The organism is Amycolatopsis sp. NPDC050768 (assembly GCF_040654155.1).
Classification (GTDB): Bacteria; Actinomycetota; Actinomycetes; order Mycobacteriales; family Pseudonocardiaceae; genus Amycolatopsis.
The window spans coordinates 26282-47983 of record NZ_JBFAHL010000033.1; the positions used below are offsets into that span (position 1 = coordinate 26282).

At 68.2% G+C, this 21702-nt stretch carries 23 protein-coding genes and 1 pseudogene; 14 read left to right on the forward strand and 10 right to left on the reverse strand.

Annotated features, from left to right (window positions below; translation table 11 throughout):
- Positions 1–14 precede the first annotated feature (14 nt).
- The 3 genes from AB0H62_RS48995 to AB0H62_RS49005 are packed head-to-tail and all read right to left on the reverse strand — an operon-like array spanning position 15 to position 1233.
- Positions 15–536, reverse strand: coding sequence for a hypothetical protein (locus AB0H62_RS48995; RefSeq protein ID WP_360592783.1), 522 nt, complete (start codon positions 534–536; stop codon positions 15–17).
- Positions 467–976: a hypothetical protein gene (locus AB0H62_RS49000; RefSeq protein ID WP_360592784.1), complete on the reverse strand. Its 510-nt coding sequence runs from the start codon at positions 974–976 to the stop codon at positions 467–469. Before AB0H62_RS49000 ends, AB0H62_RS48995 begins: the two co-directional genes overlap by 70 nt.
- A gap of 35 nt (positions 977–1011) precedes the next feature.
- Positions 1012–1233: a hypothetical protein gene (locus AB0H62_RS49005; protein WP_360592785.1), complete on the reverse strand. Its 222-nt coding sequence runs from the start codon at positions 1231–1233 to the stop codon at positions 1012–1014.
- Between the two features lie 955 nt (positions 1234–2188).
- Between AB0H62_RS49005 and AB0H62_RS49010 the strand changes: the two genes are divergently transcribed.
- Genes AB0H62_RS49010 through AB0H62_RS49035 form a run of 6 tightly spaced genes read left to right on the forward strand, consistent with a single transcriptional unit; the run spans position 2189 to position 7473 of the window.
- Positions 2189–2872: a response regulator transcription factor gene (locus tag AB0H62_RS49010; RefSeq protein ID WP_220240312.1), complete on the forward strand. Its 684-nt coding sequence runs from the start codon at positions 2189–2191 to the stop codon at positions 2870–2872.
- Complete coding sequence (locus tag AB0H62_RS49015) at positions 2869–4257, forward strand: HAMP domain-containing sensor histidine kinase (RefSeq protein ID WP_220240311.1); 1389 nt, start codon at positions 2869–2871, stop codon at positions 4255–4257. Before AB0H62_RS49010 ends, AB0H62_RS49015 begins: the two co-directional genes overlap by 4 nt.
- A gap of 49 nt (positions 4258–4306) precedes the next feature.
- A complete protein-coding gene (locus AB0H62_RS49020) occupies positions 4307–5716 on the forward strand; it encodes a ferredoxin reductase family protein (RefSeq protein ID WP_360592786.1) in 1410 nt (469 codons plus the stop codon).
- A gap of 11 nt (positions 5717–5727) precedes the next feature.
- The gene (locus tag AB0H62_RS49025) at positions 5728–6168 is read left to right on the forward strand and encodes an FMN-binding protein (RefSeq protein ID WP_360592787.1); all 441 of its coding nucleotides are present in this window, start codon (positions 5728–5730) and stop codon (positions 6166–6168) included.
- A complete protein-coding gene (locus tag AB0H62_RS49030) occupies positions 6165–6899 on the forward strand; it encodes an FAD:protein FMN transferase (RefSeq protein WP_360592788.1) in 735 nt (244 codons plus the stop codon). Before AB0H62_RS49025 ends, AB0H62_RS49030 begins: the two co-directional genes overlap by 4 nt.
- 25 nt (positions 6900–6924) lie before the next feature.
- Entirely contained in the window at positions 6925–7473 is a 549-nt protein-coding gene (locus AB0H62_RS49035; RefSeq protein WP_360592789.1) for a hypothetical protein, read from the forward strand.
- Positions 7474–7750: 277 nt separating this feature from the next.
- Here AB0H62_RS49035 and AB0H62_RS49040 read toward each other — a convergent pair whose 3' ends face one another.
- The gene (locus AB0H62_RS49040) at positions 7751–8131 is read right to left on the reverse strand and encodes a twin-arginine translocase TatA/TatE family subunit (RefSeq protein ID WP_360592790.1); all 381 of its coding nucleotides are present in this window, start codon (positions 8129–8131) and stop codon (positions 7751–7753) included.
- Positions 8132–8475: 344 nt separating this feature from the next.
- Between AB0H62_RS49040 and AB0H62_RS49045 the strand changes: the two genes are divergently transcribed.
- The 3 genes from AB0H62_RS49045 to AB0H62_RS49055 all read left to right on the forward strand — a co-directional run bounded on the left by AB0H62_RS49045 (position 8476) and on the right by AB0H62_RS49055 (position 10066).
- The gene (locus AB0H62_RS49045; RefSeq protein ID WP_220240306.1) at positions 8476–8757 is read left to right on the forward strand and encodes a helix-turn-helix transcriptional regulator; all 282 of its coding nucleotides are present in this window, start codon (positions 8476–8478) and stop codon (positions 8755–8757) included.
- A 192-nt stretch (positions 8758–8949) separates the two neighbouring features.
- Positions 8950–9552, forward strand: coding sequence for an RNA polymerase sigma factor (locus tag AB0H62_RS49050; protein ID WP_360592791.1), 603 nt, complete (start codon positions 8950–8952; stop codon positions 9550–9552).
- A gap of 46 nt (positions 9553–9598) precedes the next feature.
- Positions 9599–10066, forward strand: coding sequence for a peroxiredoxin family protein (locus AB0H62_RS49055; protein WP_360592792.1), 468 nt, complete (start codon positions 9599–9601; stop codon positions 10064–10066).
- A 584-nt stretch (positions 10067–10650) separates the two neighbouring features.
- On the opposite strand, the gene AB0H62_RS49060 is transcribed toward AB0H62_RS49055, so the two are convergent.
- Positions 10651–11316 carry a hydrolase gene (locus tag AB0H62_RS49060; RefSeq protein WP_255637982.1) on the reverse strand — a complete coding sequence of 222 codons (666 nt, stop codon included), beginning with the start codon at positions 11314–11316 and terminating at the stop codon, positions 10651–10653.
- 563 nt (positions 11317–11879) lie between these two features.
- A complete protein-coding gene (locus AB0H62_RS49065; RefSeq protein ID WP_360592793.1) occupies positions 11880–15458 on the reverse strand; it encodes a protein kinase in 3579 nt (1192 codons plus the stop codon).
- Positions 15459–15470: 12 nt separating this feature from the next.
- On the opposite strand from AB0H62_RS49065, the gene AB0H62_RS49070 reads away from it, so the two are divergent.
- The gene (locus AB0H62_RS49070) at positions 15471–16121 is read left to right on the forward strand and encodes an SAVMC3_10250 family protein (RefSeq protein WP_220240302.1); all 651 of its coding nucleotides are present in this window, start codon (positions 15471–15473) and stop codon (positions 16119–16121) included.
- On the opposite strand, the gene AB0H62_RS49075 is transcribed toward AB0H62_RS49070, so the two are convergent.
- Positions 16100–16417, reverse strand: coding sequence for a hypothetical protein (locus tag AB0H62_RS49075; RefSeq protein WP_220240301.1), 318 nt, complete (start codon positions 16415–16417; stop codon positions 16100–16102). The two genes, AB0H62_RS49070 and AB0H62_RS49075, sit on opposite strands and share 22 nt — an antisense overlap.
- A gap of 379 nt (positions 16418–16796) precedes the next feature.
- On the opposite strand from AB0H62_RS49075, the gene AB0H62_RS49080 reads away from it, so the two are divergent.
- Positions 16797–17483: a hypothetical protein gene (locus AB0H62_RS49080; protein ID WP_360592794.1), complete on the forward strand. Its 687-nt coding sequence runs from the start codon at positions 16797–16799 to the stop codon at positions 17481–17483.
- A gap of 121 nt (positions 17484–17604) precedes the next feature.
- Here AB0H62_RS49080 and AB0H62_RS49085 read toward each other — a convergent pair whose 3' ends face one another.
- Positions 17605–18636, reverse strand: a complete 1032-nt coding sequence (locus AB0H62_RS49085) for an LLM class flavin-dependent oxidoreductase (protein ID WP_360592795.1) — start codon at positions 18634–18636, stop codon at positions 17605–17607.
- Positions 18637–18832: 196 nt separating this feature from the next.
- On the opposite strand from AB0H62_RS49085, the gene AB0H62_RS49090 reads away from it, so the two are divergent.
- The 3 genes and pseudogenes from AB0H62_RS49090 to AB0H62_RS49100 form a co-directional block, all read left to right on the forward strand.
- Positions 18833–19159, forward strand: a complete 327-nt coding sequence (locus AB0H62_RS49090; RefSeq protein WP_360592807.1) for a helix-turn-helix domain-containing protein — start codon at positions 18833–18835, stop codon at positions 19157–19159.
- 235 nt (positions 19160–19394) lie between these two features.
- The gene (locus AB0H62_RS49095) at positions 19395–20153 is read left to right on the forward strand and encodes an SDR family oxidoreductase (protein WP_360592796.1); all 759 of its coding nucleotides are present in this window, start codon (positions 19395–19397) and stop codon (positions 20151–20153) included.
- A 29-nt stretch (positions 20154–20182) separates the two neighbouring features.
- Positions 20183–20450 (forward strand): annotated as a pseudogene (locus AB0H62_RS49100) (cation-transporting P-type ATPase); the annotation flags it as partial.
- A gap of 330 nt (positions 20451–20780) precedes the next feature.
- On the opposite strand, the gene AB0H62_RS49105 reads toward AB0H62_RS49100, so the two are convergent.
- Positions 20781–21287 carry an ATP-binding protein gene (locus AB0H62_RS49105; RefSeq protein ID WP_255637981.1) on the reverse strand — a complete coding sequence of 169 codons (507 nt, stop codon included), beginning with the start codon at positions 21285–21287 and terminating at the stop codon, positions 20781–20783.
- A gap of 11 nt (positions 21288–21298) precedes the next feature.
- Positions 21299–21685 (reverse strand): STAS domain-containing protein, encoded by a 387-nt coding sequence (locus AB0H62_RS49110; RefSeq protein ID WP_360592797.1) that lies wholly within the window; start codon positions 21683–21685, stop codon positions 21299–21301.
- Positions 21686–21702: the final 17 nt, after the last annotated feature.

A 21702-nucleotide genomic window follows, 5' to 3' on the forward strand; every position in this document is an offset into this window, starting at 1 on the left:
GTGACGGATACCGCTCACCAGTGCAAAAAGATCACCGTCACAAGCATCGGGCCCGACGAGCGCGTCGGCAGACCTGATTTGTCTTGCGTCAAGATCTTGGCCGTGCCGTGCGCGCTGGTGCAGGACGGGCCCGGTGTGCAGCCGGTGGTGTTGCCGTTGGCCGCGTTCGGCTGGATGCCCGAGTTGTAGGCCCAGGCCGCGAAGTACCAGTTCTCCAGGTAACGCGGGTCGGCGTTGTTGGCGGTGATCCCGGCGGAGTAGAGCTGGTTCAAGGTCGTTTCGAGGATCTGCAGGCCGGCGGCGATGTTCTCCTGGTAGTCGACCGCGACCTTCCACTGGCCGTGCTCGGACAGCGAGTGGTCGCCGATGTGCATCCCGTCGGTGACCTGGCTAATGCCGTAGCCGCAGTCGGAAGGGGCGTAGTCGATCGAGACGATGTCGCCACCGGCGCCGTAGTAGCTGGCGATCAGCGGGTCGCCCGCGGTGCCAGCCGGAGCGTGCCAAGAGGCCTGTGACCAGTTGGACTCCTGCGCCATGATGCCCTCGAAGATCGACGCGGCACGGTGTTCGTGCCGCCCGCCGGGTGCGACAGCGGGATCAGCGGGAAGTCGCTGTTGGGCGCGTAGGCGACCAAGCCCATGTTGCCGAACCCGGCCGGGCGCGTGTAGGCGCTCCCGGTGAGCAGACCCTGCTCGGCCATTTGCACGGCCCAGTTGACCTGGGCGGGGTTGGGCTGCATGACCTGCCGGTTCGCGTTCAACGGCGGCACGGCACACTTCGGCGACTGGGCCTGGGTCGTGTTCGGTGCGGCACCGGCAGCCGGAGCTGCATCGGCCTTGGGACTCAAGCGGTTCGTACGCGGCGCGGCCGTTGTAATGCCGGGCACGGCGGAGTACGTCGGCACAGCCGTGGCGGCCTTCGCCGCACCGGAGGGCAGGGCGGGCGCGAAGACCTTGCCGGCCTTCGTCGCCAACACCGCTGGGGCGGACTTCCGGCCGTCGGAATCGGCGCCTAGCAGGGCATCGCCGTCCAGCGACGATGCGGCGGCCCCCGCACGAGACCACTGTCGTTCACGCTCGTGACACCGGCGTGGGCCAGAACGCCGACCCCCGCGGGGTTAGCGCCCGAGAGGACAGCGTGCCCGGCACTGCCCTGGAACAGCTGGACGCGAGTGAGATCGCCCTCGCCGAGGACGGTCAGCTTGCCCGCGTTCTCGTGTGCCGCAGTGGCCATCTTCCCCCCAGGCTCCGTGTATAGGAAGCTGACCCCGCCGTCGGCGGCGGGCCGCAACTGGTGAGCGTCGCCAGCACGGACGGCTTTCCCTTGGTGGGCACCGAAACCAGATGGTTGCCCGCGACACCGACGATGGAGTTCGCGGTCGGCACTGCCGACGTGATCTGACCGCCCGCGGTGACCGACGCATCGATCTTGCCCGTGGCTAGGGCAGGATCGCCAGGGCTGCGAACTTCCGTCTCCGGACAGGCACTGGTAGCCGGTCCAGGAGGAGTCGTCGAAGCCCGCCGGGTGGATCAGCGCGATCTCCTGCCAGGCGAATCCGGCGACCTCACGGCCCAGCCCGACGTGGTAGCCCAGGGCCTCACCCCAGCCGTCGATGGCGACGTCCGCGGACTTCGGCTGTCTCACGCACCTCGACCGCCGGGTCGTCCTATGCTTCGCGGATCACGTCCGCCAGGTAGCGGGAATCTGGGCCCCAGAACAGCAGCGACATGATCGCGAGGCGGCGTAAGGATACGTCCGGATCTTGTCGCATCGTCCGGCACAGCAGCGGCAACAACCGTCATCTGCCAGCTCACTCGAAACTCGGCGCCGTCCGCGTAGTCGCCGGCGATGAGTTGAGCGCATGGAATCGATCACGTCACCGGACATATCGGCATGCCGCTGCCTCGTCACAGTCCCACCGCTGCCATCTGTCCGACCTCCCCGAGATCACCCTGCAGGTTCACCAGTTCACATCCCACGTAGCCGTCTCAGCAGAGATCTGTGCGGACCTGACTTCGCTCAGCCCAACCGCCGGCCACGAGGCATCGGAGCGAAGGACCAACGTCACCTAACTGGCGCCGGCGCGCAGGTGTCAATGGACTGAAATTTACCGTCTTCTTACCTTTCTTTCGCCCGCGCGGACCGTCAGCTCCGGCACCCCACGAAGCACCCGGGGCATGATGGCGGCATGCAGCCCCGCGTCCTGCTCGCCGACGACGACCGCGCCATCCGCGAGTCACTGCTACGCGCGCTGGAGCTGGAGAGCTACGAGGTCACGGAGGTGACCGACGGGGTCGCCGCGCTCGCCCTGGCGCGGCGTGATCGCTTCGACGTGCTGATCCTCGATGTGATGATGCCCGGCGTCGACGGGCTCGGCGTGTGTCGCGTGCTGCGCGCCGACGGTGACCCGACACCGATCCTGATGCTCACCGCCCGCGTCGAACCGCCCGACCGCGTCGCCGGGCTCGACGCGGGCGCGGACGACTACCTGGTCAAACCGTTCGATCTCGACGAGCTGCTCGCTCGCCTGCGGGCGCTGCTGCGGCGAACCTCGCCCGACGCCACCGCGCCGCGGGTCCTGCGACTCGGCGCGCTGACCGTGGATCCGGCAGCACGACGGGTGCGGTGGCAGGACGTGGAGGTCGACCTGTCGAAGACCGAGTTCGACCTGCTGGAACTGCTGGTCCGCAACGCCGGGATCGTGCTCGACCGCACCACGATCTACCAGCGCATCTGGGGCTACGAGTTCGGCTCGGACTCGAAGAACCTGGCCGTCTACATCGGATACCTGCGCCGCAAGCTCGAGAAGGCCGGGGCGACCGACCTGATCCGGACCGTGCGCGGCGTCGGGTATTCGGTGCGGGTGTCGTGAACCTGCGCAGCAAGCTGGTCATCGCGTTCGCCGGGGTCGGCGCCGCCGCGAGCGTGCTGGTCGGCGTGTTCAGCTACCAGACGGCGTCGCAGCGGATCAGTGACGAGCTCGACCGCTCGCTGCTCACGACCTCGGCCGAGATCCAGGCCGGCGCGACGCAGGTGCTCGCGCCCAGCCCGTTCACCCGCGGCCCCCACGACAACGACCACGACGAGGCGCAGCCCATGGTCGCGCAGTCCATCGCTCCCGACGGCGAAATGCGGCGGATAGGCGGCCGCCCGGCGGTCTCCTACACCGTCGACGGCACTGACCGGGCACTGGCGGCGAACGGCCACCCGGGTGACCACGCCTACCGCGACCTGACCGTCGGCCCCGACGACTATCGCGTGATCACCGTCGCACTCGGTCAGGGCCGCGGGGCGATCCAGCTCGGCGTCGACGTCGACGAGTCCCGTCACGTCCTGACCTCCCTCGCCACGCGGATCACGCTGGTCAGCGCGGTGGTCCTCGCCGCCGCCGCGCTGGCCGGCTGGCTGCTGGCCCGCCAGATAACCCGCCGGCTCGTGCGGCTCACGGCCGTCACCGAGCAGGTGAGCGACGGCGGCCTCGTGCAGGCAGACGTCCCCGCCGACGGACGTGATGAGGTCGGCCGCCTGGCGACGTCCTTCGACCGCATGCTCGGCCGGCTCGCCGACGCCCGCGCCGACCAGGAACGGCTCGTTCAAGACGCCGCGCACGAGCTACGGACACCGTTGACGAGCCTGCGGACCAACGCGCAGGTGATGCGGCGCTTCGACGAGCTGTCCCCCGACTCCCGCGCCCGGCTGCTCGACGACGTCGACGGCGAAACGCGCGAGCTGACGCACCTCATCACCGAGATCGTCGACCTCGCGACCCGACGGTATGACAGCGAAGACGCCGGACCGGTCGAGCTGGCCGTGGTCTCCGAACGCGCCGCCGAACGGGTGCGGCGCCGGTCCGGCCGAACGGTCGTGGTCGACGCCGATGACACCGTCGCGTCGGGTCAGGAGAGGCGGCTGGAACGCGCGGTGACGAACCTGCTGGAGAACGCGGTCAAGTTCGACGCCGGCGGAACCGAGCCGATCAAGCTGACCGTCCGAAGCGGACAGATCGAAGTCCTCGACCGCGGCCCGGGGATTCCCGAGCAGGACCTGCCGCACGTTTTCGACCGCTTCCACCGCGCGGACGCCGCCCGGGCGTTGCCGGGTTCCGGGCTCGGACTGGCGATCGTGCGCGAAACGGCCCTTGCCCACCAAGGCGAAGTCCTCGCCCGTCCGCGCCCGGGTGGCGGGGCCGTCGTGGGGTTCACCGTCGGCGGTGATCGGCTCTTACCGTCTTCTCACCCGGATCACGCCGGGGACTAACCGGGCTCCGCAAGGGTGGTGACACCACGAACACCACCAGGAGCACCCGATGTCCACCGTTCCCCTCTCGATCCGGCCCGGCGAGGCTCGCGCCCAGCGCCGCGCCCGCCCGGTCCGCCGGTGGTGGCGCGACGCCGCCGGTTTGGCGGCCTGGACGATAGTGCTGTTCGTGACGGCGCTATGGGTCGCCGGCCACGGCGTGCAACAGCTGAACTCCGTCGCGTCCGGACTCACGTCGGCCGGGCGCCTGACCGGCCTGCTGTCGGCCGCCCTGTTGCTGCTGCAAGTGCTGCTCATGGCGCGGATCCCGTGGGTCGAGCGCAGCTACGGCCAGGACGCGCTGGCACGCCGGCACCGGCTCACCGGGTTCACCTCGTTCGTGCTGCTGTGCCTGCACATCGTCCTGATCTCCCTCGGCTACGCCGCGACCGACCACACCGGACTGATCGCCGAAGTGTGGGACCTCGTGACGACGTACCCGGGCATGCTGCTGGCGACCGCGGGCACGGCCGCGCTTGTCTTGGTCGTCGTCACGTCGGTCCGGGCCGCGCGGCGCCGGTTGCGGTACGAGTCTTGGCACCTGCTGCACCTCTACGCCTACCTCGGTGTCGGCCTCGTCCTGCCGCACCAGCTGTGGACGGGCGCGGACTTCACCGCCTCGGCCGCGGCGACGATGTTCTGGTGGACCGCCTACGCCACCGCGGCCACCGCGGTGCTGGTGTTCCGGGTGGCGCTGCCGCTGACGTGCAGCCTGCGGCACAGGCTCGTGGTCGATCGCGTGGTGCGGGAAGGGAACGGGGTCGTCTCCGTCCACCTGCGCGGCCGCTGGCTCGACCGGCTGCCAGTGGTGGCCGGGCAGTTCTTTGTGTGGCGGTTCCGGCACGGCACCGGCTGGACGCGCGGCAAGCCGTTCTCCCTGTCCGCCGCCCCGGACGGCCGCCGCCTCCGGATCACCGCTCGCGACCTCGGCCCCGGCAGCGCGCGACTCGCGAACCTCCCGGTCGGGACGCGGGTGTGGTTCGAAGGCCCCTACGGCACCCTCACCGGCGCGGTCCGAACCAGCCGCAAGATCACCATGCTCGCGTCCGGGATCGGCATCACGCCATTGCGCGCCTTGCTCGAAGAACTGCCCTACGAACCCGGCGAAGCCGTCCTCTTTTACCGGTTCTCCTCCCCCGCGCAGCCACTGTTCCACCACGAGCTCGAGCACCTCGCGCGGACCCGAGGCGTGCGGATCCACTATCTGCCGGGCCGCCGCGCCCGTGACCGCGTCTCGTGGCTGCCCGCGGGCTACGCGCCCGTGCCCGACCGCACCGTGCTGCCGCACTTCGTCCCTGACATCGCCGAGCACGACGTGTACGTCTGCGGCCCCACTGCGTGGGCAAGCGCCGCAATCGAGTGCGCCTCGCAGTGCGGAGTTCCACGGCAGCGGATCCACTTCGAACACTTCGCCTGGTAGGAGCTCCGGACATGCGAAGAATCGCCATCGCCATCGCGGCCACCGTCTCGATCGTCGTACTGCTCTTCAGCTACCGCACGAGCACGAATCAGGACCCGGTCGCCGCACCCGCACAGGTGCCCGGCGTCGTCCGGTCGCCGTCGGCACCGCCGACCGCCTCCGGAACCGGTTCGGGTGGTGGCCCGTTCACCGGCCAAGCCGCCGACACCCCGTACGGACCGGTCCAGGTCGAGATCACCGTGTCCGGCGGACGGATCACGGCCGCACGCGTCGTGCAGGTGCCACAGGAGTCCGGCCGCGACGTGCGCATCAACTCCGCCGCCGTGCCCGTGCTCAACCAGGAGACGCTCCAGGCGCAGAACGCAGAGATCGACACCGTCAGCGGCGCCACCTACACGTCGGAGGGCTACATCCAGTCCCTGCAGTCCGCGATCGACGCCGCGCACCGATGACCTTGCCAGACCGGCGCGCGTGGACGCGGGTGATCATGGGGATGCCGATCAGCCTGCACCTGCGAGGCCCCGGCGTCCGAACCAACGCAGCGGCGGAATCCGTTGTCGCGGAAGTGTTCTCGTACCTGCGCACGATCGACCGGCTGTTCAGCCTGCACCGGCCCGGGAGCGAGGTGAACCGCCTCCGCCGAGGCGAACTTCCACCCGGCGATCGGCATCCGTGGGTTCGCGAAGTCGCCCGGCTGTGCGTCGAAGCCCGTGAGCGCACCGACGGCTGGTTCGACGCCGACCTCCCCGGCGGGTACGACCCGTCCGGACTGGTCAAGGGCTGGGCCGCCCAGACCGCCACCGCGCTGCTCGACCGGATGCCGGACCACGACTACTGCCTCAACGCGGGCGGCGACGTCGTGGTCGCCGTGCGCGTCCCGGAATCGGCGGCGTGGCGGGTCGGCGTCGAAGACCCCCGCGACCGCGGCCGCCTGCTGGCCGTGCGAACCGTGCGCGCGGGCGGCGTGGCCACGTCCGGCACGGCGGCCCGCGGACACCACATCGTCGATCCCCGCACCGGCACCCCTACGCGGGCCCTGATGTCCGCGACGGTCGTCGGCCCGAGTCTGCTGTGGGCCGACGTCTACGCCACCGCCGCCATCGCCCGCGGCGGGAACGTCGAACGCTGGGTGCGCGCCCGAGCTCCCGACTACGAAGCCTGCGCCGTCGTCCGCTGTCCCTGAACCCCGTCACCGCTCGAAGGAACCGATGACCACACTCAACGGTCTGCCCGCTCACGTCCTGCTCGTGCACGCGATCGTCGTGCTGCTCCCCCTCGCCGCGCTGCTCCTCGTCCTTTGCGCGCTGTGGCCCGCCGCGCGGCGCAAGCTGGCCGGCCCCAACGCAGCGCTCGCCGTCCTCGTGCTGATCCTCGTCCCGATCACCACCGACGCCGGCGAATGGCTTGAGCGACGCGTGCCCACCACGCCACTCGTGCGCGCACACACCGAACTCGGCGACACCGCCGTCTACGCGGCCATCGCCGTCGCCGCGCTCGCCCTCGTGATCTGGTGGCGCCACCGCGAAAGCACCTACCCGGAAGACAACGGCCCCAAGCGCGTGCTGCGACTGCCGGTCCCTCGCCGGACCTTCCTCGCTCCCCGCTCGACGCCGGTCACCGCCGTCATCGCGGTCGCGGCGATCCTGATCGGCGGCGCCGCCGCCTACGACATCTACCGCATCGGCGACTCCGGCGCGCAAGCCAGCTGGCAAGGTCAATTCTCCGCCGCACCCGCACCGCGCAGCGGCCACCGGTGACCACCGCCGTCACGCACTCTCTTCGCGGCTCCAGCGCCTCCTAGCCAGCACGACGAACCGGCCGGCGAGGCCGGACTGCGGAAACCGAAATCCCGCGACGATTGAGGGCCACGGCAGGGTGCTCACAAGGACGATGCAGCCCAGAAAGCCGACGACATGGAGCCAATCGTTCGCCCGCGCGTCAGCAAAACGGCTCGTTGCCTGGTGAGCCACACGCAGTGGCGTGTTGGACGGAGAGCGCGAGCGAGCGGCGCCGCCTCGGGTCTGGGGTGCGATATCAGGTGGCGTCCGGGTCGACCGGGGGCCGTTCACCCGGCTTCAGCGGCAATCTGATGGTGGTGGCCTGGGTCGCGGGCGCGGTGTTGGTGACAGCCCCTGACGGTAGCTCGGTGAACACGTCGTCGAGCAGGTAGCCCCTGAGCGCGGTCTTCGGGTCGAACGTGCGCAGCGCTTGCAGCTCCTGTAGCGGTTTACGCAGCTGCTGGAGCTCCGGGCCCAGTTCAGCGCGGAGCTGGTCTTGGGCCCCCGCGGCGAAACCGCGGATCTTGTGGATGGTCCGGGCGAGCCAGCGGGCTGTCTCGGGCAGCCGTTCGGGGCCAAGGATGAACAGCGCAGCGACTAGTCGGACCAACAGGTGCTCCAGGCTGAGACCGAACATGCCACCCTCCCTCACACCCGCGACCCGTCGCGGTGCCGTTGTCCGCCATGGTAAGCAGGATTCGGGCTGCCCGGGGGCTTCATCGATTACCCCCGCCCACTGTGCTCACCGGCCGAAAGCAGCATGCGCACGACGCGGTGAAGACAGACCTAGGATGCGACCAACACCAGACGTGCCCGACTTATCCCAATCCCCGGTTACTCTCGTAGTTCCTGATCAAGGAGCTCCGTTCACCGGGCCTGGCATGGTTTGCGCCCCCAGTTGTCGGGGTGAGCCGCGAGGAGTGGACGGACCGTGGACGTTGAAGATCCGCAGTGCCCTGCAGCTCCAGTAACGTACGAGGCATGGCAGGCGAGCGGCGTCCCAACATCGTCTTGATCGCGCTCCGGGAGCAAAGGGGGCTGTCGCAGCACGAGCTCGCCGGAGAACTCAACCGCCTCGCCACCACGAAGTACCACCGCGAAACCAACCTCACGAAGAAGTCCGTCTGGCGCTGGGAACGCGGCGACACCGAGAAGCCGAAGGGCTTCTTCCTCCAGCTACTCTCCGACTTCTTCGACGTCGCCATCACCGAGCTGGGATTTCTCCGACACACTGATCGATGTGTAGCTTCCGCGCAAGAATGACAGTCTCCGCGTGTAGATGACAGGTGTCCGATCTTTTGATCAGGAACTGCGGAAAGAGCGTCAAGCCGGTTCTCCAGGGTGATCGCTTCTGTCCTCTCCGTAGCCGAAGGGGTCGTTTCGGGGACGGGGTGAATCCTTTCGCGGTGCCGGGGTCTCTTATGGGCGATGGTTACATCAGGAGGGACACGTGCGATGGGTTCGCTACGTGCGGCGCCGGGGGTGGACGTGGTTGACCGTGGTTGGGCAAGTGAGCAGCTCATCAAGGCCGCACAGGGCGGTGACCTGGAGTCGCTGGCCGCAGTGGTGCACGGGGCTCATCCGCACGTGCGGCGCTTCGCCGGACATCTGTGCGCATCTCCGCAGGACGCCGAGGACGCGGCGCAGGAAGCGTTGATCATCCTCTATCGCAAGATCGGTTCCTTGCGCGCCACGGCGGCGCTTGCTTCCTGGATGTTCCGGATCGTCCGGCAAGAGTGCGCGCGCCGCGCCCAGCGAGTGTTCGACCACCACGACGGGGCCGGCATCGGCCCTGTGGCATCGGCCGAAGACGAAGTCCTCAAGCGTCTGGACGCCGAGCGTGTCGCAGAGGCGATCCGGGCGTTGCCCGACATCCAACGCCGCGTGCTGATCATGCGTGACGTGCTGGGTCACCCAGGACGAACAGTCGCCGAGGCGCTCGGGCTGAGCACCCCGGCGATGAAGTCCCACCTGCATCGAGCCAGAACCGCGCTCCGTCTCAGCCTGCGTGGTGGGGTCGAGGGCACCCAAGGCCCCCTCGACCCCACCAGCATCTGACCCGAACTGACGCCTTTCACAAACCCGGTTCGAAGGGAATCTCACCATGCTCAACGCCGGATCATCTGCACCACGGATGGTGCTGGAAGACACCACGGGACAGACCGTCCGCCTGTCCGACTACCAGGGCAAGCACGCGGTACTGCTCTTCTTCATGCGATCAACGTCGTGTCCGGTCTGCAACAGGCATGTCCGAGATCTCGTCAACCGCGGTGACGAACTGGCGGCCGACAACGTCCGTGTCCTTCTCGCGGTCCCGGAGGATCAGGAGAAGGCAACCACGTGGAAGGCGAAACACCAGATCCCTTTCCCCGTTCTCACCGGCCGCCACGAGAGCCCACACGAGATGATCGGTCTGGGCAGGAAGGTCTTCGGTTCGATGCAGCAGTCCGGCAGCATCCTCATCGACCGCCAGGGCATCATCCGCCACGCTCACGGCGCCGCCATGCCCACGAGCAGCTACGACAAGAAGGGAATCACCGCGGCCATCGCATCCCTGCGCACCCCGGCCTGACCGGGCCGACCCTCGCCGCACGCCAAGCCTCGTCCGACCACGAAGCCTCCGCCCAGTCGCCACTTCGGGTGAGGCTGGTCATCAGCCTGGTGGCCGACAAGCTCCGCAATCGATAACAAGGCACACCAACAGTGGTTCGAATCCACTACCCGGTATGTCTCGGGCGGGTCATGTCCGCGCCTTTCGCGGACACGACCGGCCTTCGTCATGTGAGGCCGAGCCCTCCAGGCCCTCACCGAGAGCAGTCGCTTGCCGCAGCCTTGGATCTCCAGCGATTCGGGCGCCAGGCACACGCCCACGTCCTCGCCTGGGAGTGTGACCAAAGCAAAGCCAGCGATCAACTACCACGGAAACCCGAGACCGACGACAGTGGTCAACTGCCACGGAAACGGCAGGAGGACGCCATCAAAATGATCAATTCAAGGCGGAAAGTACAGATGTGTAGTTTCCGCGTCGATTCGAGCATTTCCGCGTGCGGATGAGCACCGCTTGAGCATCCGCGCTAGCACCACGGAAGGTCCCGGCTACCGGTGAAGACTGCTTATGGGCAAGGCCGCCGCGGCGAGGTGCGGGTGTTGATCGCGTTAGCCCAGGTGGTCGTTCGCTCCGCTTACCCAGGCGATGTAGCGCTGCGCGGAACGGCGTACCGCGCCCTTGGCGTCGCCGAGCACCGTGGCGCCCAGCAGTCCGTAGAGGCGGTCGAACTCGTAGGGTTCAAGCCGGTCCACGATCCGCCGCACCAGCCCTGCGGAGAGCGGGATCTTGTTCGGGTAGCTGCGCATGAACGTCACCCAGCCAGCGGCGGCGACCGGCACGATGGTGTCTCCGGCAAGCAGGGTGCCGTTGCCGTCGGAGCCGCTGGCGACGTGGGCCACCGACGCACCGGGGAAGTGCCCGCCCGCCTCGATGAGGGTCACCCCGGGCAGGATCCGCTCGGTGCCGGACCACTCCCGGATCACCGGGTCCTCCCGCTGCACCCACTGCCGATCGGCGGAGTGCACCAACACGGGGATGTGCCCGAGCCGGTGACTCCAGCTGACCTGCGAGCCGTACATATGTGGATGGCTGGCCACGATCATCGCTGCTCCGCCGAGTTCGTCGACCTTGCCGGCCAGCGACTGGTCGAGGTGGTTCGGCGGGTCCCACAGCAGGTTGCCCTGCGCGGTCTGTACCAGATGCGCCCATTGGCCGATACCGAACGTCGGTTCCCGGTTGAGCCGGTGGATGCCGGGCTCGAGTTCCTGGTGCACCAACTCGTGCCCGTCAGCGGCCAGCTTCGTCCACGTCTGGCCTGAGCTCGGTACCCACTGCCGGTCGTCTGAGCAGATCGCGCACGCACCTGCCTGGGGTTGGGTGGTGTCAGACCTAGAAGGTAAGGCGCCGTACAGCTGGGCGTCGTGCCCCGGCTGCAAGCTGACGACAGGGGGCACGATGCGTGGTGGGTAGGTTTCGGGTCCTATGTGCGGCGAGGGCACGAACGGGGGCCACTGCGTCGTGCAACGGGTGGCACGGCCACCGCCGCTCAAACGTGGGTTGCCGGGGAAATCCACCCGCTGCGGGATAAAAGTGAGGCCGAGCGCGTTGACGAAGCCGTCGTCTGAAGGCCCCCACGAATAGGAGACACAGAACGGTCCGAGGCAGGATCCGGAGCCGGACCCGAAACCCGCCTCGAGATCGCAGCCACCTGGTGTTCAAGAGTAAAATCGAGGATCACGCTGGCGCTGATACACAGTTCGCGCGGTGGCCGAGCCGGCGCAGGCCCACGATCTGGCCGAGTTGCTGGCCGGTTTGGTCGCCGTCGCGCGGTGTCGCCCTATGACTGGTTCAGCCGCTGCCGCACGCCGTCCGGCCGCAGCCAGCCCAGACCGGCTCGCTGCAACCGCGTCAGCAGCTCGTCGAAGCTCTCGTCGGCGTGGTGCTGGTCGAGATAGGGCTGCGCGCGGTCGTCCCAGTCCGCCGGCTCCCGCGCGGCCAACTCCCAGTCCAGTTCCCAGACGCGGAGCGTCCCGTCGTGGCCGAAGGACACCGCGCGCGAGCCGTCCTCGCTGACGCGCACGACCTTCAGGCGGCTGATCGCTTCTAGCACTTGGACGCACGAACCGGTGGTGACGTCCCAAATCCGGACGGTCTCGTCCATGCCCGCGGAGAACGCGAATCGCCCGTCGGCGGTGAGGTCGACGCCGATCACGGGATGTGTGTGCCCCTTCATGAGACGGAGACATCGCCCGGTCGCCAGATCCCAGTGCCGAAGCGAGGCGTCCCAGCCGCCGGAGAGGGCGTGCCGACCATCGGCGCTGACCCGAACCGTGTCGACGCGGTCGGCGTAGCCGTTGAAGTCCCGCCGGCGCCACCAGTTGCCCCGCCAGCTGGTGAGTCCCGAGTACTGCATCGCCGACACGACTACCTGGCCGTCTGGGCTCAGCGCCACCCCGTTCACCTGTTCCGGCTCACGCCTGGACCGTCCGTCGGTGAAGTGCGCCGTGCGGCTCGGCGAACGGAAGGTACGCAGCTCGCGGTCGCGCGCGAGATCCCATAACCGCAGCAAACCGTCGCCTCGTTCGAGCAGGGCCTTGCGGCCGGTGCGGTCGATCGCGACCGACATCTGGCTCGACACGTCCTCGCCCACCTCGGGGCCCCTGACGCCGGTCCGCAGGTCCCACAGGTGGATCCGGCGATATGCGTCGCCGGCGACCGCGTGGACCGCATCGACCGTCATGTCGAGCACGCTGATGTAGTTCCGATCGTCGTCCAGCGCATACGTCCGGACGACGTCGCCGGTGTCGACGTCCCAGAGGACCATCGTGTGCTCGCGGGTCGTCGTGAGCGCCCGCCGTCCGTCGCCGGAGACCGCGACCTGTGGATGCCAGAAGGCATTCGCCTCGCCCGGGAGGACGATGGTCCGCGCGAGCCAAGCGGTCCGCAGGCCGACGCGCTCGGTCGCAAGGGAAAGCCGTCGCCAAGCGGCGACCACGGAGGCATCCCGTTCGTATCCCGCCACGCCACGGGCATGGGTCAGGCCGCTCAGCGCCCGACCGACATCTCCGTCGGCGAGGGCGGACTCGGTCGATTCGAGCAAGCTCGCCAGCCGGTCGTCGAGTTCGCGCATCCGGGCGTGGGTTCTCGGGCGGCAGACCCGAAGCGGCGCCTGGTATCCCGTGGGCAGCCCCCAGGACCGGACAGTGTCGTTGTTGCTGATCGAGTGCAGACGCCGCCCGGTCGTGTCGACGCTGACCCGGATGTGCAGCGCCTCGTTGCGGGACAGCTGTGTAGCGACCTCGTCGCGGTGACCTCCGAAGGTCCGCAGGCAGCGCCCGTCGACGGTGTCCCACAACCGGATCTCGCCGTCGGAGCCGACGGCCGCGACAAGTTTGTCGTGCAGCCAGACGTCCTCGATCGCGCCGGCGAACAGCCGGCGGGTTTCGCCGGTGTGCACACCCCGGATATGCAGTCCGTCCTGCGCGCCGGTGACGACCACGTGCGCGGCGCCGCTGAGTGCGACCGCCTTCAGGTTGACGGGGTGGGGCAACGTCAGTTGGCACCGCCCGTCGATCAGGTTCCACAACCGCAGCGCGCGGTCCTCCACCGACGCGAGAATGGGTGCGTCGGCGGCGAATTCGAGGTCACGGACGTCGCTGGTATGCCCGTCGAGCAGGTGCACGAGGTCGCCCGTGCCGACGTCTCGCACCACGATGACCTGCCGGTTCGACCGGAACCCGGCGGCCAGCATTTTGTTGTCCGGACTGAACCGCAGGGCGCCGACACGGCCCTGCCGCTCGGCGAAGTGCAGCACACTACGGCCACTGCGGGCGTCCAACACGTGCACGGCGTTCTCCGTGGCAGAGGCGAGGAGCCGCCCATCAGCGCTGAAGTCGAACTCGTGGATGATGCTGTCGGCTTCGAGGACCCTGGCCTCCGCGTCCGGCAGGGCGAAGATGCGCAGGGTGTACTCGTCCGGCGGTCGGTCGTAGCCGAACAGGTAGGTCTTGAGGGTTTGTTGAACGGGCGGGCGGACGTAGCGACCAGTCGCGACGACCCGACCGTCGGCACCGATCGCGCAGGCGGTCATCCTCCGGTCACGGCGTTCCTCTTGGGACAGCTGGGCCTCGCCGGACAGGACGTGCTCCTCGAACGGCCCTGCAAGCTCGCCCGCCTCCGCGCGCTGGAGCGTCGTGGTCACCTCGGGGTCGTCGTGCGTGGCGGCTTGCCGCAGCAAGGGGAGCGCCGCGTCGAGGTCCCCGCGTTCCAGATGGAGCTGGCCGAGAAGATAGGCGCCCTCCCAACGGCTCGGCGCCGCGTCACGGGACACGGCCATCGCCGTCACGGCCGCGTCGTCGCTGATCTCGGCCCGCCGCCAGCTCAGGGTGACCGAGTTGAACGTGGCCTCCAGGTGGTTCGGATCGACCGCCAACGCCTCCGTCAACGTCGCCCGGGCCTGGGCTTCCTCGCCAAGGTCGAGCTGCGACAGGGCGCGGTTGTTCAACTCGTCCGCACGCAGCGCCGCCTCGGCCGGCGCGGTCCTCGGGTACGGACCGACCTCCGTCCCGTAGACGTCGCACAGCTCGTCGGCGATCTCGGTCATGCTGCCGGGGCGTTCGGCCGGGTCGTGCCGCAGGCACCGGTCCAGCAGCCGGGCGAGTCCCGCTGGCATGGCCGCCCGGTGCTCGACGAGCGCCGCCGGCGCGTTCGGGCCGGCGCCCCAGGTCGGCGCGCCGGTGAACGTCTCCAGCACCGTGACCGCGTAGCTCCACACGTCGGTGCGTCGGCCGAGCGGGCGACCCGCCACCTGCTCCGGCGACGCGTACGCCGGTGTGTATCCGCCGGCGGTCACCGCCACGCTGGCGTCCGTGACCTCACCAGCGCGTGACTCGACGGCCAGGATCGCCCGGGACTTCGACAGGCCGAAGTCGGTCACCTTGGCCACGCCGTCCGCGCCGAGCAGCACATTCGCAGGCTTCACATCCTGGTGCACGACGCCGAGCCGGTGCGCGTGGTCGAGGCCCCACGCCATCTGGATCGCCAGGTCGAGCCTGAAGCCGGGGGCCCAAGGCCGGCCGCTGTCGAGCAGGTCACGCACGCTGCCGTCGGGGGCGTACTCCGCAAAGATCCGCGGCATCCCGTCGATCGTGCGCACGTAGTAGCAGCTGCACAGGTGCGGGTGCAGGCCGAGGGAGATCCACGTCTGGGCCTCGGCCACGAATTGGTCTCGGCCGGCTTGGTGACGGAACAGCACCGCCCGTGGGCTCTTGACCGCGAGGTCCAGATCCCAGCCCAGGTGCCGGACCCGGTAGACCAAGCCCATGCCGCCGTGTGAGTGCACCGCGGTCACGCGGTAGAGGCCCTCCACCTCATCGCCGACGTGCCAAATCGCCCCCGCCGCCACAGAACTCCTCATATCATTGCGTCCGTGTCGTTCTACTACTATCTCTACATCAGCGACTGCAAGGTCGACATGCTGCTCCCGCAGATCGACCCCGGATTCGCCGCGAAACGCAAGTCCGAGGTCGGCGTGAAGCTGTCGGTGCTGTCCCTGAAGAAGACCGCCGAGCACGGCGGGAACGACCGGGTCGGACGGCTTGAGCGGGTGCTGCGGCACCTTGAGGAGCACGGCGACATCGGGTCCGTCGACGAGCCAGGGCAGTTCTTCTGGGGGCTACTGCCCGTGCAGTGGGGGCGTTTTCCCGGTGCCGACTCGATGGTCTTCGCCGGCGGACGGCTGGACGACACCGTGGTGGCGCTCGGCGGCTCCGGCCGGCACATCTTTGGGGCCGTGCCGAACGTCGACCCCGGCCCCGCGTACTCGCACCTGCCGCCGATGCTCGACGGGCTGGCCTCCGATCTGGAGGACGAACTCCTGGTGGAGGCCGCCGAGCAGCCGAGTGCCGACCCCCTCGACCGGGCCGACCGGGCCGCGCTGACGACCGTCCGCCAAGCGGTCGACCGGCTCACCGGGCCGGCCCAGAACGTCGAGTTCGTGGCGAAGCGCCTCCTGCACGGCACGCTCGACGGCGTGCCGGTGTTGCTCGGCTCGCCCGTCTACATTGCGCTTATCGACTGAGCGACGATTCCGGGCGCGGGCGAAGGGGCGTTGTAGTCGCCGTCGCGGTGGCGCAGGTGGATGGCGGCGCCGTCGGCTTCGCCGCGGGCGCGGGCGCAGGCTTGGAACCTGCCGCGGGTGCCGACCGGTGTCACGGCGGGTGTGGTGTGATCAAGCAGGATTTGCAGGGCAGGGTCGTCGCTGCCGGCGAGGCGGAAGACATGATCGGCTTCGAGGAGCCGGGCCGCGGCGATGTCGCCATCGGCGGCGACGCGGCGCGGCGTCGGCGAGGTCAGCAGGCGCGCTCGATCGCGCACGACGGGGCGCCCAGTTCGGTGGCGTAGCCACGGACCGCGGGCAGTTCGGTGCATCGTGTCTCCGTCGACTGCACGCCGTACTCGACGACGTTTCGGCGACCAGAAGTCCGCTCTCAATCAGATGCGCGCTGCCTTCGAGCACTCGCAATTCACTCGTGGTCGTGCCGCGGGTGTCACCAAGTTGACCAGACCCGTCGAATCCGCACCCGGCAACACTCCTCCCAGGATTAGGTCGGCACCGGCGCCGATGACGATCTTCATCAGGCCGTCGCACTCGGCTTCGCCCCGGCCGAAGATGGCTCTCGCCGCGGCAGTCAGCTCATGCCCGACCTTCTTGCACGACTCAAAGATCATTTATTCCGCTCGATAAGGTTCACTGATGACGGTCAAGCGACGCGGGCTCATCGATAAGCAGCAAGACCTCGCGCGGCACAGACGACAACTGGGTCGTGTGCATGTCACGATCGACGACCTTCAAGCGCTCCGCGAGCTTCTCGACGAGGGTCTTGCCCGCGGGGCGACTCGCACCGAGTTCGAGTTCGACGGCGGCTCGTTCGAGGAACCTGCTGACCTGCCGAAGCTGTCGGATACGGAACTTCGCCGCATCGTCGCGAAAACAGCGGAGGTCGAAGTCATCCTCAGCACGACCCAAGCCGTTGCGATCGGACCGCGACACCTGAGCGAAGCCGTCTACACCCGGTGGGCACGAGCACGGCAGACGAAAGAAAGACCTGGTCGCCGACCTGCCGCCCGCTACCGGGCGGCAGCGTGGCCCTACCTGCTCGCAGCGGTGCTGGCGGTGGTCACACCACTGCGAATCGTCCCTGATCTGGGTCTCTCCGGCTGGCTTCTCGGCGGCGGAGTGGCACTCTTCTTCGCAGTAGCGGGCACCTGGTCGCTCCAGCGACTCCCCAAGTCCTACGCCGCAATACACCCCTTGAGCAACGAGGACTACCGAAAGCACCGGACCCAGGCAAGCCACGCATGGCGCTCGACGATGATCGGCCTGACGGCCATCTTCGTCACGCTGATCATCGGGATCTTGAGTTTCATTCTGAAGAAATAGGCCGCGAGCGGCACCAAGCCAATCGGTCATGGCCCAGGACACGGCCGCACCCGGTGGAAGAGAAGTGGTGGGAACACGTGCAAAGTCGCAGTTTCCGCCGGACAAACGCATGGAGCCGCGCTCAGTTGTCCGCGTTGAGCTCGGCGCGCACCAGCGGCGCGACGTCGGTGCCGAGTAGCTCAATGGAACTGAGCACGTCGCGATGAGGCATACCGCCGATGTCCATCTGGAGGAACTGCCGCTTGTGGCGGAGGTGCCGGTGCAAGTCGATGATGCGTTCGGCGATTTCGCTGGGCTCGCCGGCGAACACCATACCGCCGGGTGCGTAGTTCGCCTCGACCTGCTCCCACCGCGTGGGAAGTGCCCTGCCGGCGAGGGCGAACGATGCGACCTCGTGCTGGTGGAAGTGCTTTTTCGTCGCGAGGCCACCTCGGCCGACGAACCCATGACTGGCCACAGAGATCTCCAGGCGTGACGGATCGACACCATTCTCTCGCGCGCTCCGACGGTACAGTTCGCCCACTTCGCCCCAATACTCGGGCGTGCCGCTGAGGATGCCGTAGGAAATGGGAAGCCCCGCAATTCCCGCCCGGATCGACGAACCGGGGCTACCGCCACTTCCGAGCCAAATCTTCAGGGGCTTGTCAGGCCGGGGCACGACGAGCGCGTTCTCCAGCGGTGGCCGGAGCGGACTGTGCCAACTGACTCGCTCCTGTTCATTGACCGCCATGAGAAGGCCGAGCTTGTCGGCGTAGAGCCGATCGTAATCGTCCAAATCATAGCCGAACAAGGGAAACGAGTCGGTCGATGAGCCACGGCCGACGACAAGTTCAACCCGGTCTCCACTCACGATCGCCGCGGTAGCTGCCTGCTGGTAGAGCCGGATGGGGTCGTCAGTGGACAGCACGCTCACCGCTGTCGACAAAGTGATCGACGACGTCACCGCGGAGGCGGCGCTCAGCACCGAGATCGGCGAGGACACCGGGACCTGCTCGTGGTGGTGTTCGCCGACACCGAAGAAGTCGAGGCCGACGTCTTCGGCAAGTCGGATCTGCTCGAGCACGTTGCGTACCGCCTGCGCCGTAGTCACGTCGCGGCCTTCCGAATCACGCCCCGCGACACCGAAGCTGTACACACCCAATTCGAACTTCACCCAGAGCCCCTTCCGCCATCCGGGCAACCAGTACCCGATCACTGGTACCTTGCAATTACCCGGTGACCCGGGTCAATCAGGCACCTTCCCGTGACCGGGTTTCCCGGAGGTAACCATCGCCGGCAGCACCTCGGATTCGCACCCAACCGAACCGTCCCTCGAGCTCGCCGCCGGGCGTAATTGTCGCGCACGCGAAATCCTCGACCTCGTAGCCAACAAATGGTCACTCGGGGTCGTCGACACCCTCGGCTCAGGCCCCAAGAGGTTCAGTGAGCTGAAACGCACCATCGCTGGCATCAGCCAGAAGATGCTCACCACAACGTTGCGCGAACTCGAGCGCGACGGGATCCTCACGCGCACGGTCTGCGCCGTGATGCCACCGAACGTCACCTACGAACTCACGGACATGGGGCGAACTCTCCTCATAGCGACACGGCCTGTCGTCCGCTGGAGCCTGGAGAACATCGCAGCGATCGACAAAGCACGAGCAGAGTTCGACAGCAGGGTTCACCCGGGCCCATAGCTTCGGTTGCGGTCACCATCGCAGACAGCTCCTGGAAGGACGAAACTCTGTCGCGTCACCCCGGCCACCGGCGACGCGGGTTCGGGTGGGCCGCCGCCCCGGGCCCAGCAAGAACCCCTTGCTGCCGACGTTGCGAGTATTGTGCAATCGGACGACATGAATGATCTAAGAAGGGCCAGCTGCGGCCACTTTACTAGTGAAGCCTAAATCGACTTCTAGAAAGTGAGAGCAGAATATGCAGGTCGCTCTGATTACAGGCGGCAGCGCGGGCATCGGCCAGGCCGCAGCGATCGAGGCCGCCCGGCGCGGCATCGGAGTGGTCATCACTTATCACCGCCACGAGGCCGAGGCCAAGGAGACGGTGGCGGAGATCGAGGCCGATGGCGGCAGCGCCGGAGAGTTGCCGCTCGACGTCGCCGACACGAGTTCTTTCCCGGCCTTCCGGCAGGCCTTCGAGGACATATTGCAGGCCAAGTGGGGCACGCGGCAATTTCAGTACCTGGTCAACAACGCCGGCATCGGCGGGGGCGCGCCGTTCGAAGACGTCACCGAGGAGGTGTTCGACAACTTCCATCGGGTGCTCTTCCGCGGCCCGTACTTCCTCACCCAGCAACTGCTGCCTCTGATCGAGGATGGTGGCGCGATCGTGAACACTGGCAGCACCTCCGCGCTGGTGACCGGCATCGAGGCCGGGTACTCCAGCTACGCCAGCCAGAAGGGCACGATGCACGCGCTGACTCACTGCTGGGCGAAGGAGCTCGCGCCGCGGAAGATCCGCGTCAACGCGGTGGCGCCGCGATCGACCCGCACTCGGATCGTGGACGACATCTTCGAGCGTATGCCGGAGCTCGTCCCGCAGGTGGCCGCTGGTGTGCCGTTCGGGCGCATCGGCGAGTCCGCTGACCTCGGCAAGGTGATCGCAGCGCTGCTGGATGACTCGGTCGCGTGGGTCACTGGACAGATCATCGAAGCATCCGGCGGCCAGGGACGCTGAGGCAGGCGGTGGGTTTCCGGCTCCGCCGGGACGGCAATGACATCGCGCTGCGCTCGGCCGACATCGCGTGCGAGGACCTGCGCGTGATCCCGGATGCCATGCGGCTCTCCACCGGCACGCTGCGGGTCATCCCGCGGAAACCGGCTGTGGGCGTTCGGCTACAACATCGCCGCACTGCCGCTGGCCGCGCTCGGCTTGCTCAACCCGGTGATCGCGGGTGCGGCCATGTCGCTGTCGTCGGCGCTGGTCGTGTCGAAAAGCCTGCGCCTACTTCGAACATCGATGCTGAACCGGTAGGACCGGACCACGAAACGGTCCGACCCCACGGCTTCGGTCAACCGGCGAGGACGGCGTCCAGGGCACCGGACTTGACGTCGGCGACCAGCACGTCCAGCTGTTCGACGCTCATCTGGATCCGCTATCCGAAGTCGTCGGTGATCACCGCACGCCATTCCGCCGGCGTGGCGTCGTCGAGATAGAGCTCTCGACAAGGTCCACACCCCGGGCACCAACAAGAACTGACCCCGAGGTCCCACGCGGCCCCTCCGGACGACGAGCCCGGCATGCTTGCCCACAGGCCACACCGGGCTCGTTACCGTGCAGACCACCACCGGCGGCCTGCGCGACCTACCTGCCGTCGGCGGGCAGGTGCCAAGTCATGGTCACGGTGGTGCCCGCGTCGGTGGAGACGATGGTGGCGTCGTCGGTCAGGACCCGGATAAGGGTCAAACCACGGCCGTGCAACGGATCGGACACGGCCGGCGGGCGCTTCCAGAGGCCGAAGTCGGTGACTGTGACGCGAATCAGGCCTGCCTGGTGCTGGGCGTGCAGCCGAACGTCGCCGGCCGCACCGGCGGGGTAGGCATGCTCGGCGGAGTTGATCAGCGCCTCGTAGGCGGCCAGCGCGATGTCGCCGACCAGGTCGGTCGGCGGGTGGTGCGCCGCGATCCAGGCGGTGAGCTTGTGCCGCAGCTTGGTGACGTCGCCGGTTCGGGCGGGCGACGTCATCCTGAGCTCGGGGGTTACGGTCGCGCCGAGATTATCGGCCGGAGCCATGAGTGCCACCTCGCGTTTTCCTGGTCGAGGGTTGGCCTGCAGGTCATGGGTCGGGATACCCGCGCACGGCGTGCTCAAGCGCCGGATTGTCACCTTCCTCGGGCAGCCAGGGCGTCCTCCAGCGACGAGTACGTCGCGAGCTGCTGGTCGAGGCCGACCAGTTTCAGCATGCGGTCGAGGTAGCGCTCGACCGCGATGCGCAGGCTGGTCTGGTCCGCGGCTCTCAGGTGCGCGTCGACCAAGGCTGCGATCGCGCCCGAGCCGAAGAACTCCACGGCGGTGAGGTCGATCACCAGCACCTCGGGTGCGTCGTCGACCGCTTGGCGGATCGTGGTCCGCAGCTGCGGGGTGGTCACCGTGTCGAATTCGCCCTGTGCGGTCAGCACCACGGCGGGACCGGAGCGGCCCAGGCTGATGTTCGTCGCGCCCGCGAGTGAGGCGGGGTCTTGTCCTGGGTTCGAATCTGATGCCTGCATCTCCTGATCCTCGTCCG

Coding starts and splice junctions, on each gene's coding strand:
- AB0H62_RS49110 (WP_360592797.1), bottom strand. CDS start 21,685: ATGCAGGCATCAGATTCGAACCCAGGACAAGACCCCGCCTCACTCGCG.
- AB0H62_RS49035 (WP_360592789.1), top strand. CDS start 6,925: ATGACCACACTCAACGGTCTGCCCGCTCACGTCCTGCTCGTGCACGCG.
- AB0H62_RS49040 (WP_360592790.1), bottom strand. CDS start 8,131: ATGTTCGGTCTCAGCCTGGAGCACCTGTTGGTCCGACTAGTCGCTGCG.
- AB0H62_RS49010 (WP_220240312.1), top strand. CDS start 2,189: ATGCAGCCCCGCGTCCTGCTCGCCGACGACGACCGCGCCATCCGCGAG.
- AB0H62_RS48995 (WP_360592783.1), bottom strand. CDS start 536: ATGGCGCAGGAGTCCAACTGGTCACAGGCCTCTTGGCACGCTCCGGCT.
- AB0H62_RS49050 (WP_360592791.1), top strand. CDS start 8,950: ATGGGTTCGCTACGTGCGGCGCCGGGGGTGGACGTGGTTGACCGTGGT.
- AB0H62_RS49005 (WP_360592785.1), bottom strand. CDS start 1,233: ATGGCCACTGCGGCACACGAGAACGCGGGCAAGCTGACCGTCCTCGGC.
- AB0H62_RS49055 (WP_360592792.1), top strand. CDS start 9,599: ATGCTCAACGCCGGATCATCTGCACCACGGATGGTGCTGGAAGACACC.
- AB0H62_RS49065 (WP_360592793.1), bottom strand. CDS start 15,458: ATGAGGAGTTCTGTGGCGGCGGGGGCGATTTGGCACGTCGGCGATGAG.
- AB0H62_RS49030 (WP_360592788.1), top strand. CDS start 6,165: ATGACCTTGCCAGACCGGCGCGCGTGGACGCGGGTGATCATGGGGATG.
- AB0H62_RS49080 (WP_360592794.1), top strand. CDS start 16,797: ATGACGGTCAAGCGACGCGGGCTCATCGATAAGCAGCAAGACCTCGCG.
- AB0H62_RS49020 (WP_360592786.1), top strand. CDS start 4,307: ATGTCCACCGTTCCCCTCTCGATCCGGCCCGGCGAGGCTCGCGCCCAG.
- AB0H62_RS49095 (WP_360592796.1), top strand. CDS start 19,395: ATGCAGGTCGCTCTGATTACAGGCGGCAGCGCGGGCATCGGCCAGGCC.
- AB0H62_RS49045 (WP_220240306.1), top strand. CDS start 8,476: ATGGCAGGCGAGCGGCGTCCCAACATCGTCTTGATCGCGCTCCGGGAG.
- AB0H62_RS49025 (WP_360592787.1), top strand. CDS start 5,728: ATGCGAAGAATCGCCATCGCCATCGCGGCCACCGTCTCGATCGTCGTA.